Source organism: Oscillochloris sp. ZM17-4 (assembly GCF_019599295.1).
Classification (GTDB): domain Bacteria; phylum Chloroflexota; class Chloroflexia; order Chloroflexales; family Chloroflexaceae; genus Oscillochloris.
This window is the reverse complement of the sequence record NZ_JAIEWN010000004.1, coordinates 72461-86709: the sequence shown is the minus strand read 5'-3', so window position 1 is coordinate 86709 and position 14249 is coordinate 72461. Positions and strand designations below refer to the sequence as shown.

General features: G+C 68.8%; 10 protein-coding genes and 1 pseudogene. 5 read left to right on the top strand and 6 right to left on the bottom strand.

Features of this window, described 5'->3' with window-relative positions:
• Positions 1-139: 139 nt before the first annotated feature.
• Positions 140-2149: a transketolase gene (gene tkt / locus K2Z83_RS05305; protein WP_220594142.1), complete on the bottom strand. Its 2010-nt coding sequence runs from the start codon at positions 2147-2149 to the stop codon at positions 140-142.
• Positions 2150-2313: 164 nt separating this feature from the next.
• Here tkt and K2Z83_RS05300 point away from each other — a divergent pair, with 164 nt between their 5' ends.
• Positions 2314-2883 carry a hypothetical protein gene (locus tag K2Z83_RS05300; protein WP_255603342.1) on the top strand — a complete coding sequence of 190 codons (570 nt, stop codon included), beginning with the start codon at positions 2314-2316 and terminating at the stop codon, positions 2881-2883.
• 57 nt (positions 2884-2940) lie between these two features.
• Here the strand turns inward: K2Z83_RS05300 and K2Z83_RS05295 are convergent, their stop codons facing one another.
• Positions 2941-5127 carry a cyclic nucleotide-binding domain-containing protein gene (locus K2Z83_RS05295; protein WP_255603340.1) on the bottom strand — a complete coding sequence of 729 codons (2187 nt, stop codon included), beginning with the start codon at positions 5125-5127 and terminating at the stop codon, positions 2941-2943.
• Positions 5128-5341: 214 nt separating this feature from the next.
• Here K2Z83_RS05295 and K2Z83_RS05290 point away from each other — a divergent pair, with 214 nt between their 5' ends.
• From K2Z83_RS05290 to K2Z83_RS05280, 3 genes are all read left to right on the top strand, one after another.
• A complete protein-coding gene (locus tag K2Z83_RS05290; protein ID WP_220594141.1) occupies positions 5342-6100 on the top strand; it encodes a YebC/PmpR family DNA-binding transcriptional regulator in 759 nt (252 codons plus the stop codon).
• An 81-nt stretch (positions 6101-6181) separates the two neighbouring features.
• Positions 6182-6679, top strand: coding sequence for a crossover junction endodeoxyribonuclease RuvC (gene ruvC / locus K2Z83_RS05285; RefSeq protein WP_220594140.1), 498 nt, complete (start codon positions 6182-6184; stop codon positions 6677-6679).
• A 93-nt stretch (positions 6680-6772) separates the two neighbouring features.
• Complete coding sequence (locus K2Z83_RS05280) at positions 6773-7456, top strand: hypothetical protein (RefSeq protein ID WP_220594139.1); 684 nt, start codon at positions 6773-6775, stop codon at positions 7454-7456.
• 67 nt (positions 7457-7523) lie between these two features.
• On the opposite strand, the gene K2Z83_RS05275 is transcribed toward K2Z83_RS05280, so the two are convergent.
• From K2Z83_RS05275 to K2Z83_RS05265, 3 genes are all read right to left on the bottom strand, one after another.
• Positions 7524-8846 (bottom strand): hypothetical protein, encoded by a 1323-nt coding sequence (locus K2Z83_RS05275; protein WP_220594138.1) that lies wholly within the window; start codon positions 8844-8846, stop codon positions 7524-7526.
• A gap of 75 nt (positions 8847-8921) precedes the next feature.
• Positions 8922-10721 carry an endo-1,4-beta-xylanase gene (locus K2Z83_RS05270; RefSeq protein WP_220594137.1) on the bottom strand — a complete coding sequence of 600 codons (1800 nt, stop codon included), beginning with the start codon at positions 10719-10721 and terminating at the stop codon, positions 8922-8924.
• Between the two features lie 111 nt (positions 10722-10832).
• Entirely contained in the window at positions 10833-11342 is a 510-nt protein-coding gene (locus K2Z83_RS05265; protein WP_220594136.1) for a TIGR00725 family protein, read from the bottom strand.
• A 716-nt stretch (positions 11343-12058) separates the two neighbouring features.
• On the opposite strand from K2Z83_RS05265, the gene K2Z83_RS05260 reads away from it, so the two are divergent.
• Complete coding sequence (locus K2Z83_RS05260) at positions 12059-12382, top strand: LPXTG cell wall anchor domain-containing protein (RefSeq protein ID WP_220594135.1); 324 nt, start codon at positions 12059-12061, stop codon at positions 12380-12382.
• Between the two features lie 91 nt (positions 12383-12473).
• Here K2Z83_RS05260 and K2Z83_RS05255 read toward each other — a convergent pair.
• Positions 12474-14249 (bottom strand): annotated as a pseudogene (locus K2Z83_RS05255) (hypothetical protein); the annotation flags it as partial.

Genomic DNA, 14249 nt, shown 5'->3' with positions numbered 1-14249 from the left:
GCCGCCTGCCAAGGCACCTCTGCAAGACGTTTCGTCCACCCCCCATCGGGCACATGATGCACTGATGGTGCAGCGGCGCGGCGTAGCCGCGCCGCTGCACCATCAGTGTTTGTGTGCGAGAGCGAAGCTCTCCCGCGCCTCAGCGTGCAGGCAGCAGGCCCAGCGCCACCTCGGCCACGTGCTCGGCGGTGATGCCGAACTTCTTGAACAGCTCGGGGGCCGGGCCGGACGCGCCGAAGTGGTTGATGCCCACCATCGCGCCGCGCGGGCCGACGTAGCGGTCCCAGCCCATCGACACCCCGGCCTCCACGGCGACGCGCGCCGTCAGATCGGGCGGGAGGACGCTATCGCGGTAGGCCTGGTCCTGGGCCTCGAAGAGATCCCAGCTGGGCAGGCTGACCACCTGGGCGGCCACGCCGCGCTCGGCCAGGATGTCAGCCGCCTTCAGGGCCAGCTCCAGCTCCGAGCCGGTGCCGATCAGGGCGACCTGGGGGCTCTCGACGGCGCGCAGCACATAGCCGCCGCGCAGCGCGCCCTCGGCCGGCGCCAGGGCGGCGCGGTCCAGGGTTGGCACATTCTGCCGCGTGAAGATCAGCGCCGTCGGCCCGTCGCGCCGCTCCAGCGCCACCCGCCAGCCCATCGCGGTCTCATTCGCATCCCCGGCGCGGAACACGCACATGTTGGGGATGGCCCGCAGCGCCGCCAGGTGCTCCACCGGCTGGTGGGTCGGCCCGTCCTCGCCCACGCCGATGCTATCGTGGGTGAAGACATACACCACCTGGAGCTTCATCAGGGCCGCCAGGCGGATGGCGGGGCGCAGGTAGTCGCTGAACACGAAGAAGGTGCCGCCGTAGGGGATGACCCCGCCGTGCAGGGCCATGCCGTTGAGCGCCGCGCCCATGGCGTGCTCGCGCACGCCGTAGTGGACGTTGCGCCCGCCGAAGTCGTCCGGCGTGATCGAGGCGTAGCTCTTCAGGTAGGTCTGGTCCGAGGTGTGCAGGTCGGCCGAGCCGCCCAGCAGCTCGGGGATGGCGGCGGCGATCGCGTTCAGCACATCGCCCGAGGCCGCCCGCGTCCCCTTGGCCTTCGGGTCGGCCGGGAAGACCGGCAGGGTCGCCGGCCAGTCGTCCGGCAGCGCCTTGGCCATCATGCGGTCCCAGAGGGCGCCCATGTCGGGGTAGGAGGCCTTATAGCGCGCCAGGGTCGCCTCCCACTCGCGCTGCCGCGTCCCGCCAACCTCGACGGCCAGCTGCATGTGCTCGTACACCTCGCCCGGCACAAAGAAGTCCGGCTCGGTCGGCCATCCGAGGAACTCCTTCGTCTTCAGCACATTGGCCGCGCCGAGCGGCTCGCCGTGCGCTGTGTGGCTGTCCTGCTTCGGGCTGCCGTAGCCGATATGGGTGTGGCAGATGATCATGGATGGGCGATCGGCCTCGTCCTTAGCCTCGGCCAGCGCATGGGAGACATCGGCCATGTTGTGGCCGTCCACATCAAGCACCTGCCAGCCGTAGGAGCCGAATCGCTCGGCGATGTTCTCCGAGAAGGAGAGGCTGGTCGGCCCGACCAGCGAGATATTGTTGCTGTCGTAGAGGACGATCAGCTTGCCCAGCTTCAGGTGGCCGGCCAGGCTCGCCGCCTCGTGCGAGATCCCCTCCATCAGGTCGCCGTCGCCGCAGATCACATAGGTGTGGTGGTCGACGACGCTCGTCCCAGGCCGGTTAAACGTCGCGGCCTGCCAGCGCTCGGCGATGGCCATGCCCACCGCCGTGGCCACGCCCTGGCCGAGCGGCCCGGTGGTCATCTCGACCCCCGGCGTGTCGTGGTACTCCGGGTGGCCGGGCGTCTTGCTGCCGACCTGGCGGAACTGCTTCAGGTCGTCGATCGACAGGTCGTAGCCGGTCAGGTGCAGCAGCGCGTAGATCAGCATCGAGCCGTGCCCCGCCGAGAGCACGAAGCGGTCGCGGTTCGGCCACTGCGGGTCGGCCGGGTTATGGCTCATAAACCGCGACCAGAGAACGTACGCGGTGTCGGCCATGCCAAGCGGCAGGCCGGGGTGACCGCTATTCGCCTTCTGGACACCGTCGATCGCCAGGGCGCGGATCGCATTCGCGCAGAGCTGGTCGAGTTCGGCCGATGTGGTCTCGCTCATGATATAGTACTCCTCCTCTGGTCAGTCGGCTGGCTAGGGCCATTATAGCACCGCCACTATTTGCGGCCCCGCAGCGCATGTGTGATTTTTCTCACCCTCTCACCTGCCCCCCCCTGCCCAGCCGGCCCGCCGCGCAGCAGGCCACCCGACGCTCCCTGGTATAATTGCAGATTGCAGATTGCAGATTGCAGATTGCATTCAACATTCAACATTCAGCATTCAGCATTCAGAGGAGCCCCATGCCCACCCTGATGCCCGACCCCGACCGCGCCATCGAGGCGCTGATGGACGACCTGGACGCCGCCCGCGCCGAGAGCTACCCGCTGCTGCTGAGCGTGCGCCGCCTGGGCGGCCCGCCCGGCGAGCCCGCCGATGTGCTGGACGCGCTTGCCATAGATGCAGGATACACCGGGCTGGGGGGGGGCTGGGTGGAGGTGCCGAGGCGCATCGCGACCAAGATCCTCACGCACCTGATCGCGAGCGAGCTGGCCTACCCGAACGAGATCGTCGAGCAGTCGGCGGCCGAGGAGCTGGCCGGGCGGTTCCTGGGCCTGTTCCCGCCGGGGACGCGCTACTTCACCAACGGCGCGTGCAGCGGGCCGTTTGCGATCTACGATACGGCCGGGGGCGAGGTGCTCGGCTGGCGCTCGATCAGCGCCGCGCCCTTCGATAACGGGGTGATCGGCCTCTCGGCCGAGCGGGTGGGGATGATCTGGGCCGAGGACGCGCCGTGAATCTTCTATGCTGCGGTGTTGGCGGCAAAGCCGCCAACACCGCAGCATAGAAAACAGCTAGCGCGGCCGGCTGCGCTGGAGGCCGGCCTCGATGGCCCGCATATGCAGCAGGAGGTTGGGGTAGAGCAGGTTGAGCCGCTGGATTGATGGGGCCGACAGCTCCCAGATCTCCGAGGCGACGCTGGCGCGGGCCGAGGCGCTGCGCGGGGTGCCGTAGAGCGCCGAGCGCCCGCCGAAGAACTGCCCCGGATCGCTCAGCGTATCGAGCAGCCCGCCGCCCGCGTCGCTGAACATGATCGCGCCAGAGAACAGCAGGTAGCCCTCGTAGCCCGGGTCGCCGTAGCGAAACAGCACCTCCCCGGCGGCCACCTGGCGCGGCAGAAAGTCGAGCGCCAGGTCGAGCAGGCTGGCCCAGGGCAGGTCGCGCAGCACCGGCACCTGCCCCAGCCAGTCGGCCCGCGCGAAGGCATCGGCCAGGCCGAGCTGCTCCGCCATCGACTGGAACAGCTCCGGGGGGAAGCGCACCAGCTGCACGTGGCCACGGGCCTGCAGCGTGCTGGTGCGCATGTCGCCCAGGATAGCCCCGCGCTCGCCGATGCTGCTGCCTCGTCCGAGGACGCGCACCTGCGCCCCGCCGACCCAGATCCCGACCAGGCCCGAGTGGACAATATAGGCGTGGCCGTCCGAGGCGTCGCCCTCGTGGATGATCGTCTCGCCGTCCTGCCATTCCACCACCTCGGCCTGGATGGCCAGGCTGAGCCGGCGGGCCACCGAGAGGCGGGCGAAGAGCGGGCAGGCCGCGATCGTCTCGGCGATCTCGATCCGCGTGTCGTCGGGGAGGATCGCGCCCAGGGCCACCACGTGGCCGCTCTCGGCGAACTCGATCTGCCCGGACAGGGCATCGCTCTCGGCCGGCAGCATGTGCTTGCTGGTGTGCGCCAGCACGAGGCGCTGGCTCTTGGCGGTGAGCGCCTGGAGCAGCCGCGGCGTGATCGTGCTGTGGATGGAGCCGCCGCCCACATCCTGCACCAGCACGCTGGCCCCCTCGGCGAAGCGCATGAGCTCCTCGCGCCGCTGGTGCGACAGCACCCCGCGCGCCTCCAGCTCACCGAACCAGTCCTCGTCGTAGCGCATGTCGCCCGAGTAGCAGACCCCGTTCACGCGCACGGCGATCGTCGGGATCGAGTGGATGGCGTAGATCGCCTCAAACCGCCGGCCCTCCAGCTCCACGGGCGTGCCGGGGTTGAGCGGGTAGTAGTCGAACAGCGCCGCGACCTCATCCTCGGGCAGGGCCAGCATCGCGCCGAATATGCGCAGCAGGCTGGCGTACACAATGTCCGAGGTGAGCAGGCGCACGCGGTGGCTGCCCATCAGGATGATCTCCGGCAGCCCGGCCACATGGTCCTCGTGCAGGTGCGAGAGCACCACCTCGGAGATATGATGGGATGACATGCCCAGGTTCCCCAGGCGCACCAGCACATAGGCCGCCGCGTCGAAGAGCGTGGCCTGGGTCTGCACGCTGGTGCCGAGGTAGGCCAGAAAGCAGGTCGTGATCCCGGCCGGGTCGAAGCCATCGCTGCCGCCGATAAACTGGAGGGTCAGCTCCTGGCGGTGGAGCGGGCGGGGCGGCGCCACCGTCAGCGGCATCGCCACCTGGGAGACCTCGGTGCTGACCCGCGCCGTCACCTCACCGCCCTCAGAGAAGACAAACTCGCCGCCCTCGAGGGCGATCTGGGTCGGCCCGAGATCGCCGCCGCCGGCCTCCAGGCTCACAATATCGGCCATATCTTCGGGGCGCGGCGATCGTCCGAGCGGCGGGTAGTAGCCGACGGCGGCGCACTCGCGGCGCACCCAGCCGTACGGCCCGTAGGCCGCGTCGTCCGTCGGCCCGCTGATCGTCTCGGTCAGGATCATGCGCAGGCGGCGGGCCTGATCCTCGGTGACGGTGATCAGGCGGGCGCGGCGGCCCTTGACAAAGAAGTTGGAGTAGACAAGAAACTCGACGCTTGCGTAGCTGATCCCGCGGCGCACAAACCCGCTCGACCCAAGCTCCTGGCCGGCGGGCACATCTGGCGGGAGCAGCACATTGGCCGGCGGCGTCACGCCGGCGGCGATGAGGTACTTCAGCGTCTCCGGCGGGCAGTTCACCAGCACCTCGCCCGCCTGGGTGTCCACCAGATAGATATTGTTCGGCAGCGCGCGCACCTGTTTTGAGAGGCTGATCAGCGCAGGAGAGTCACTCATCGACGAGCTTCCTTTCACGGGCACCAGTCAGGTCAGTGGGGGGGGCTGAGGGGATAGTCTGACGCCCCCTTGAGGGGTACCTATGTAAACGTGTGGTGCGACGCCCTTTGCGTAGACTATTATCGCATACTCCTGGCCGTATGAGGAGCCCCTACCTTGCCGAAGGTTCTGTTATAATGGGCCAAACTATAGACCATGCAGGAGGCATACTGCCATGTCCGGCCATTCCAAATGGCATAGCATTCGGCGCTCGAAGGGCGTTACCGACCAGCGCCGGGGCCAGCTCTTCACCAAGCTTGCCCGCGATATCACCATCGCGGCCCGCGAGGGCGGCAGCGCCGACCCGGATCAGAACTTCCGGCTGCGTCTGGCCGTCGATAAGGCCCGCGCCAGCAACATGCCCAACGAGAACATCCAGCGCGCCGCAGACCGCGGGGTGGGCAAGGGCGGCGAGGCGGACCTCGAGGAGATCTACTATGAGGGCTACGCCCCCGGCGGGGTCGCCCTGATCATCGAGACGGCCACCGACAACCGCAACCGCACCAGCTCCGATGTCCGCTCGGCGATCAACAAGGCCGGCGGAAATCCCGGCGAGCCTGGATCGGTGGCCTGGATGTTTGAGCTGAAGGGTCTGATCACGGTCGAGCTCACCGGCACCAAGCTCGACCCCGACGAGGTGCAGCTCCAGGCGATCGACGCCGGCGCCGAGGATGTCGAGGTGTCCGACCAGGTGCTTGAGATCTACTGTGACTGGACGGGCCTGCACAGCGTGCGCCAGGCGCTGATGGATCAGGGCCTGCCCGTCACCGGCGTCGAGAAGACGATGCGCCCCAAGACGATCGTCCAGCCCGACGAGCAGGCGGCCCTCTCCACCCTGCGCCTGATCGAGAAGCTGGAGGACCTCGACGATGTCCAGAAGGTCTACTCCAACCTCGATATCACCGATGAGGTCGCGGCGAAGTTTGATGAGTAGGCGAGCGGGGACAGGGGACAGGGGACAGGGGACAGGTCGCAATCCGAACCCTATACCCTGTCCCCTGTCCCCTGTCCCCTTATGAAAACCATCGGCATCGACCCGGGCACCGCGCGGATGGGCTGGGGCGTGGTGGATGAGCAGGGCAGCCAGATCCGTCTGGTGGAGTTCGGCGTGCTGACGACGCCGGCGGGCATGCCCCAGGCCGAGCGCCTGCGCCGCCTGTACGATGGCCTCAGCGAGATCCTCGGCCGCCACCACCCCACCTACGCCGCCGTCGAGGAGCTCTTCTTCGGCAAAAACGTCAACACCGCCATCACCGTCGGCCAGGCCCGCGGCGTGGCCCTCCTCGCCCTGCACCAGGCCGGCGCCGACATCCACGAGTATAAGCCCACGGCCGTCAAGCAGGCCATCACCGGCTACGGCGGCGCCGACAAGCGCCAGATGCAGGAGATGGTGCGGATCACCCTCGGCCTCGCCGCCGTCCCCCAGCCCGACGACGCCGCCGACGCCCTGGCGATCGCGATCTGCCACGCCTACACCGGGCCGACCCTGCGCCGGATCGCCGGGGGGGCGTAAGGGCGCAGCGCGCCCATCGTAGGGCCGAAGCATTGGATTGTGGCCCTGCGGGGCCACAACCCAATGCTTCGGCCCTACACCATGGATATACACATGTCATCACGCCGCCGCCCGGGCGCGCCCTGCGACTTCGAGGAGATGCGGCCGGGCCTCTTTATCATCCATAACCCCGCCCTCGGCCCGACCCTGCGCGGCGAGGGCGATCGCGAGGGCGACCGCTTCACCCTCACCTCACAGCGCGGCGAGGGGCTGGTCGCCCGCCTGCGCGCCCGCTCCTTCAGCGTGCTGACCCTCGCCGACCAGGCGGCTGGGCTGCCCGGCCTCCCGACGCCCGCGCCCCCCGGCGAGCCGCGCGTGCGCCAGCTCGCCGCCGGCGAGCGCGTGAGCTACTTCGCCGCCGAGCCCCTCGGCTGGGCGCCGGCCCCCGAGGCCGGCCCGGGGGCGGTGAGCCTGCGCGAGGGCTGGCCCCTGCGGCGGCGGCGCTCGCGCGGCTCCTTCAGCTACCATCAGCTTGTGGGCGGCGCCCTGGCCCCGCTCGACGAGGATCTTGCGCTGCGTATCGGATACGCCCAGATCGCCCTCGCCGGGCCCCTGTCGATCCCGGCGACGCCCGTCGCGGGCGGGCACCTCCTTCCCGACATCCCGCTGCCGGCGGCTCACCGCCGGCTCCTCGGCCGCGCCGCCGCGCGCACGCCCCAGGGCTGGCTCGTGCCGCCCGAGGGCCTGCACACCGCCGCCGCCATCCTCGCCCGCCTCGGGATCGACATGATAGCGTAGGGGCGCAGCAGGCTTCGCCTGCTGCGCCCCTACCATCACCACGGCACCGTGTCACCCCGTTCCCCCGTCACCGCCCTTCCTTCTGCTTCAGCTCCGCGATCAGGCTCTGCACCGCCAGGTAGGCGGGGCGCGGGCTCCAGTCCGGGTTGAGGATGCCGAAGGAGGCCTGCTCGTGCATCGGGTCGCCCCGCTCGCCCCAGAGCACCGCGAAGTTGATGTTCCAGAGGAACATATTGCTCACCCAGGGGTACTGCTCGAAGGCGCGCCGCATCGCCCCGGTGATATAGTCGGCCTGCTGATCGAGGCTCACCTGGTTGCCGAACTCGTAGCCCGGCGTGTCGTTCGGCGTGGCCCAGCCGTACTCGGTGATCCACATCTTCTTGTCGGCCATGCCGTACGCCTCCATCCAGGTGCGCACGTTCTCGATATGCCGGAAGTAGAAGGTCGAGTCGGTGGTCCAGCCATCGGCCGTGCTCGGGTTATCGGGCCAGAGCGTGTCGGGCGGGTTGGCCGATCCGCCGGGGTGGACCGCCTGCACGTCGAAGTAGTTGCGCACCTCGCCGCCGTTGTAGGTGTACATCGCCTTGTAGAACCCCTCGTCGGAGAGGGCGATGGCGGGGTCGGTCACGCCGCTCGACGATGAGGCCGCCGCGAGGACGATCGCGTTGGGGCTCACCGCCTTGATCCGCGTGTACGCGACCTTGAGGATCTCTACGTAGTGGCCGACATCCTCGGGGACGATGCGCCCGCCGTTCTCGTGGGCCAGGTTCGGCTCGTTCCAGATCTCGTAGGCCTGGATCTTGTCCCCGTAGCGCCGCGCCATCTGCTCCACAAAGTTCCCCAGGGTCTCCGGGTCGGCGGGCAGGCCGTTGGTGGGGTTGTAGGCGCTCGGCGACTGGACGATGTTCACCAGCAGCTTACGCCCATAGGCGTTCACCGTGTCCACGATCCGGTCGAGCTCCTCCCAGCCATAGATCCCAGCGCCAGGGTCTTCGATGTCGCGCCAGACAACCTGCTGGCGCACCCAGTCGAACCCGGCGTTCTGCACCAGCTGGAGCACGCGGTCGCGGTCGGTGTAGTACAGGTGCCCCACCACGCCGAACTGAAGGGTGTCTGCGCTGACCGGCGCGTCGGTGGGTGTCGCGGGGGCCGGCGTGTCCGCGCCGGCGGTGGGGGAGTCGCTAGGCGAGGCCGGCGTCGGCGCGTCGGCGACCGGCGCGGCCGTGGGCGCGGCCGTCGCCACAGGGGACGACGTATCGGGGGTGGCGATCACCGCCGCCGTCGGGACGTCCGATGCGGGCGCGCTGGGCTGGCCGCCGCAGGCCGCAACGAGCGGCACAAGCAGAAAAAGCAGCAGGAGGCTGCTGCGCACGCGGGCGGATAGGTTCATTCTCTACGCTCCATTAATATGTGCCCGCCGGCGACTGGCGTCAAGGCAGCCAATCGCCGGCGGGCACAGAGAGTGCTAGTTCTTCGGCATAGCCTGGATAGCGTACCACGCCGGACGCGGGCTCCAGTCGCCATTCAGCACGCCGAACGAGGCCTGCTCGTGCTGCTCGTTGCCGCTGGCCCGCCAGGACACGGCGAAGTTCAGGTTCCAGACGAACATTCCGCCCACCCACGGCGCGTAGTCGTGCCGGCCCTTCTGGAAGGCGCGCACGATCCAGTCGGACTGGGTCTGGAACGAGATGCTGTTGCCATACTCGTAGCCGGGGGTGTTGTTCTGCGTGGCCCAGCCGAACTCCGTGATCCAGATCTGCTTGTCGGCCATGCCGTTCTGCACCAGCACATTGCGGATGTCCTCGACGCGCCGGAAGTAGAACTCGCGGCTATTCCGCCAGTTCGGCCCCGGGCCGGGGTTGTCCGGCCAGAACTGGTCGGGCGAGTTGTACTGGCCGCCGGGGTGTACGCCGACCGCATCGACGTGGGTGCGGAACTTCGGGTTCGAGGCCATCGAGGCCATGTACGACGTGTCGCTCTGGGCGATGTCGGGGCGGTTCGTCTCCGTCGAGGTGGGACCGCCGCTGATCACGATCGCGTAGGGGTCGCTGGCCTTGATCGCATCGTAGGCGGTGGCGAGCAGGTCGACGTAGTAGTCGGCCCCGGCCACGGTGCCGCCGACCCCGCCATTGGTGGCGCAGTCGCCGCCATTCTCACAGGCCCGGTTCTGCTCGTTCCAGATCTCGTAGGCCTGGACGCGGCCCTTGTAGCGGGCGGCCATCTGGCCCATGAAGTAGCCGAAGTCGCCAAAGTGATCGCGGCTGGGCATGCCGTGGCTGCCATTGCTGGTGGCCCAGCTTGGCGCGGCCACGATGCTCAGCAGCAGGCTCACCCCGTTGGCGCTGGCGTCGCTGACGATATTATCCAGCTCGGCCCAGTAGATCGCGCCCGAGCGGTCGTGCAGGTCCATCCAGCGCACCTGCTGGCGCAGCCAGGTTACGCCGGAGTTCTTCGTGACCTGCATGACCCGCGGGCGATCCTGCCAGGCGCTGCCCTGGTTGTAGAGGTTGGCGTTGTAGCCGTAGACGAACTGGCGCGGCAGCGCGTTATCGGCGCCGCGGTAGTTGAAGGCGCTGTTCCCGCCCTGGTACCGGTCGCGGTACTCATTGCCCAGCAGGCCGAGCAGGATGCGGTACTGCGGGTTCGGCTCGTTGGGGTGCCACTCCATGCGCTGGCGCTCGAAGTACTGCACCCAGTAGGTCTGCCCATCGGCCGAGTTGACCTCCTGGAACTGCTCGGAGAGCGGCCGGCCGAAGACGCTCAGCCCGCCGTTGTTCAGCCAGTAGTCGCGGAAGGGCGCCGGGCCGTTGCGCAGGGTGTGCCCGGTGGCCGAGTCGAAGGTCCCGTCGCCGGGGTCGCCCACCTGCTGGAAGGCCGGCTCGGTGCGGCCCTGGGCCAGGCGGCTGCCCATCAGGCGGCCGAGCACGTAGAACTTATTGCCCTGCTGGCCAAAGTTCTCGGGGTGCTCTTCGAGCACCGCCCGCTCAAAGTACTGCACGCGGTAGTACTGGCCGGGGTTCGTGAAGCTCTCCTCGATGAAGGGCTGCGAGATCGGGTAGCCGAGGACGAACAGGGCGTTCGGGGTGCTCTTCCAGAACTCCAGGAACCAGTTCACCGCCGAGTGTCCAGTCTCGCCAAAGTAGCGCGCCTGGTAGGGCGGGTAGGTGTCGGCCACGCCCGACTGGGCCGCGCTCGTCTTCGGCCACGCCGCCAGGGTGGCGATGGTCGAGACGAGGGCTAGAACAAGCAGGATACGTTTCGCCATGCGCGCTCTCCTCAGGTTTTCTCGGGTAGATAGAGTCTTCACTATGTGCGATTGTAGCAGCGGCGGCTGAGAGGGATCTGGAATGCCGCTGATTGGCCGGTTACGGTTCGGTTACCGCCCCCCGCCGGCGAGGCGCAGCGCGAGCGCGACGGCCTCCGCCGGTGTCGCGGTGGCGTGGATGGTCTCTGGGCGGCCACCAAGCTCCCAGGTGCGCATGCCGACGACCGGCCGGCCGCAGGCGCTGGCCAGGGCGATCTCTGAGAGCGTGCCGTAGGCCCCGCCCACCGCGATCACGGCGTCGGCCGTCTGCACGATGATCGCGTTGCGCGCGTGGCCCATGCCCGTCGCCACGGCGATCTGCACGTGGGGGTTGGCCTCGGCCGGATCCCCGCCCGGCAGGATGCCGATCGTGACCCCGCCGGCCGCCAGGGCGCCCCGGCATGCCGCCGCCATCACGCCGCCGCCTCCTCCGCAGACGAGCGTCGCCCCGCCGGCGGCCAGAAGCCGGCCCACATCCTCGGCCAGGCCGTTGAGCTGCGCGTCCTCGGCGCTGCTGCCGCACACGGCGACCACCGGCCGCCGCCTGGCAGATATGGACTTCAGATCAGGTGAGTCAGACATGCGGGGTGGCGGGCGGGCCGCGGTGCCTGCGCCGTCGGAGCTGCATAATCGGTTAGGACGCCGCTGATTATACGGGGGGGCGTCCACTGCGTCAAATGATTATAGGTCTCACCTGTTGACGGATAAGAAGATATGTGCTATTATTAATTATCCTTTTCCGAGTAGGAGCATCGCATGGGGCGCACATCGAGAGCTATCGAGAACTATTGGTTAGACAAGGTTCACATCAGCTTGACAGTCTGCCGCCAGACAGCCCTCACCCCTCTCCCTGAGCGGGAGAGGGGGCTGGGGGGTGAGGGCCATGACGGAGCTGTTACGTAAAACTGGCCCATCTGAAGTTTTGCGCACGGGCGGTGCCGCATTGGCGGCGCCGAGCGCGCCGCGTTAGGGTATTGTGTCGGTAATTAAATTTTTCACAACTCCTCCTCCCCACGGCCACGTGCCTAAAAAGAGGCTCTCTACAGCATTGTAATGCTAAAATAGGCGCACATCGGCGATTTGTTGAGTAAGCCTTCACGTACTATTTTGTCACTCTATGGTACGCTTTTCGATATATAATCTGCCTGCTCGTAGAATCGCCTATAGCCTCAGCGTTGTCTTCAGCCGCACATGAACAGGCTCAACATCGAAATCTGGCACATCGCACATGTCGCACCCGCTGAACAACCTGGAGATACCCTCTGTGAGGGCATCATCCCAATGACAGGAGACCGTCAATGCTAGATGGCCGCTCCACCCACTCATTCGCGCACAGACGCGCGCGCGTTTCCGCCCTGATCGCCCTCGCGATCATCCTTATCCTCTCTGGCTTTGCCCTGATCGGGCCGGCGCACATGGCGGATACGCTCCAATCCCCATCGGGTGCCCTGAGCACCGCCGTCACACCCGAGCAGACCGACATGTTCTTCAGCAGCCTTGTCCCGGCGGCGATGTCACCGTCCTTGCCCAATGCCGGGGCCAACGATGGGGTGGCCCTGCTGATCGTGGCGCTGGGCGGCCTGCTGCTGCTGGGGCTGGCGGCGAAAAGGCGCTCACGCTAGAGTTCTGCGCAATAGCGCTCACGATCATCGGCCGCCGATGATCGTGAGCGCTCTTTTTATGCGTTGTGGCCCATCCACTCCGGCCAGCACCCTACGCGAACGGGTAGAAGGCCCCGAAGAAGACCCCGCCGTAGATCGCCATGGTCAGCGGGGCGTCCACGGCGACGTAGGCCAGCAGGAAGAGCGCGGCCGAGTTGGCCCCGCGGCGGTAGGTGAGCCGCCAGGCGGCCCACAGGCTCAGCCCGCCGATGATCATCGGCACGCCGAGGCGCAGGGGCAGGCCGAGCCAGCCCGGCATCCCGGGCACCCAGGCCGCGAAGGGCACGTAGGATCGCGCGTCGGCCAGCAGCGTCCACTTGGCGAACCAGTAGGCGGCCAGGGCCAGCCCCAGACTGAGCAGGGTCGCCCAGTGCCGCAGATCGCCGTGGTCGCGCCGCAGCCCGGCGGTGAGGCCGATGATCGCTAGGGGCGCGAGCGACCAGAGCAGGGCGGTGAGCGGCGAGAAGAGCGCCCCGCTGATCATGCCGTAGATGATCTCGAAGCCGACCCGCCCCACGTCGCGCAGCCCCATCTGGCCCAGGGCCGCGCGCATATCCGGCGCGGTGCTGGCCAGGTAGACGTCGAAGCCGCCCGCGCCCATGCTCAGCCAGCTGGCGTAGAGCTGGCCCGCCCCATCCCTGGCCAGCGCGGGCGCGTAGGCGGAGCGATCGCCGAAGCTGATCAGCTGGTAGCCCGCCGGCTGGCCCCCGGCCAAGAGGATCGCCCCCGCCTGGCTGAACCTGTGGCTGGCGCGGTGGCGCACCTGCGCCTTGCAGATCATGGCCGGCGCGCCGGGGCCTACAGGGGCGGCGCAGTCGGCGGGCGGGCCGCCCCCGGCCACGCCCCCCGCGCCCAGCGCCACCTGCGGGCCGCCCGCGCCATCGACGTAGTCTAGGTCGGCCCCCGTCGGCAGGCCGATGGCGCGCACCTCGCTGGCCGGCCCGCCATCGAGCGGGAAGCTGAGGTACTGCGCGTAGGAGCTGCCCGCGGTCCGCCCCTGGGTGACCGTCAGATTCCAGAGCAGGTAGCCGTCGGCGTCGTCGGCGCTGAGCCAGGGGCCGGACAGCGCCAGCCCCGGCCCCATCTCGATGCTCCCGACCGCCTCGGCCCGCCCGCGCGTCGGGTCGCCGCCGGGGTAGACCCCGCGCCAGATCGCCAGCTTGTCCGCCTCGGGCGCGACCCAGGTCGCGACGAGCGCGCCGCCCGTGGTGAGCTGGATGGCGGGGCGCGACCCGGCGGGGGCGATCTGCGTCGGCGGGCCGGTGAGGTCGCCCGGCGGCTGGGCGAAGATCCCCGGTGCCTCGGGGGCGCCGGCGTACCAGATGAAGGTGGCCCCGCGCCCGTCGCTCGCGGCGGCGAAGGACTCGACCTGCGCGCTGCCCCCCAGCGGCTGGGCGGCGGCCAGCACCTCGCCGGAGGGCCCGACCGTCGAGCCATAGATACGCCCATGGTCGAGCCAGAGCGCCCGCAGCATCTGGCCGTCCCAGAGCAGGGCGGGCTGGTGGATCTCGCCCGCCGGGGCGGAGAGCTCGCGCCGCCAGCGCACGCCCGCGTCGCGGCCGTAGGCCGTCAGCAGCGCCTGCGGCGCGGCATCGCGGCGCGCGATGGTGAGCAGGTAGATCTGGCCCGCGCCGTCCACGGCCAGCGGTGCGACCTGCGGGGCGGGGGTGTCCGCCGCAGACAGGGCCACCCTGCGCGCCCAGCTCCAGCCCGGCGCGCTTGTCCACATCACGTCGGGCGCGCCCTGGGCCGCCCAGTAGGTGAAGGCCAGCAGGGCGACAATCATCGATGCCAAGAGGATTCGGGAGATGAGGCGCATGGGTTGTTT

Excerpts from the sequence above, each read along its gene's own strand:
- tkt (WP_220594142.1), bottom strand. The coding sequence starts at position 2,149 with ATGAGCGAGACCACATCGGCCGAACTCGACCAGCTCTGCGCGAATGCG.
- K2Z83_RS05295 (WP_255603340.1), bottom strand. The coding sequence starts at position 5,127 with ATGAGTGACTCTCCTGCGCTGATCAGCCTCTCAAAACAGGTGCGCGCG.
- K2Z83_RS05290 (WP_220594141.1), top strand. The coding sequence starts at position 5,342 with ATGTCCGGCCATTCCAAATGGCATAGCATTCGGCGCTCGAAGGGCGTT.
- ruvC (WP_220594140.1), top strand. The coding sequence starts at position 6,182 with ATGAAAACCATCGGCATCGACCCGGGCACCGCGCGGATGGGCTGGGGC.
- K2Z83_RS05280 (WP_220594139.1), top strand. The coding sequence starts at position 6,773 with ATGTCATCACGCCGCCGCCCGGGCGCGCCCTGCGACTTCGAGGAGATG.
- K2Z83_RS05275 (WP_220594138.1), bottom strand. The coding sequence starts at position 8,846 with ATGAACCTATCCGCCCGCGTGCGCAGCAGCCTCCTGCTGCTTTTTCTG.
- K2Z83_RS05270 (WP_220594137.1), bottom strand. The coding sequence starts at position 10,721 with ATGGCGAAACGTATCCTGCTTGTTCTAGCCCTCGTCTCGACCATCGCC.
- K2Z83_RS05265 (WP_220594136.1), bottom strand. The coding sequence starts at position 11,342 with ATGTCTGACTCACCTGATCTGAAGTCCATATCTGCCAGGCGGCGGCCG.
- K2Z83_RS05260 (WP_220594135.1), top strand. The coding sequence starts at position 12,059 with ATGCTAGATGGCCGCTCCACCCACTCATTCGCGCACAGACGCGCGCGC.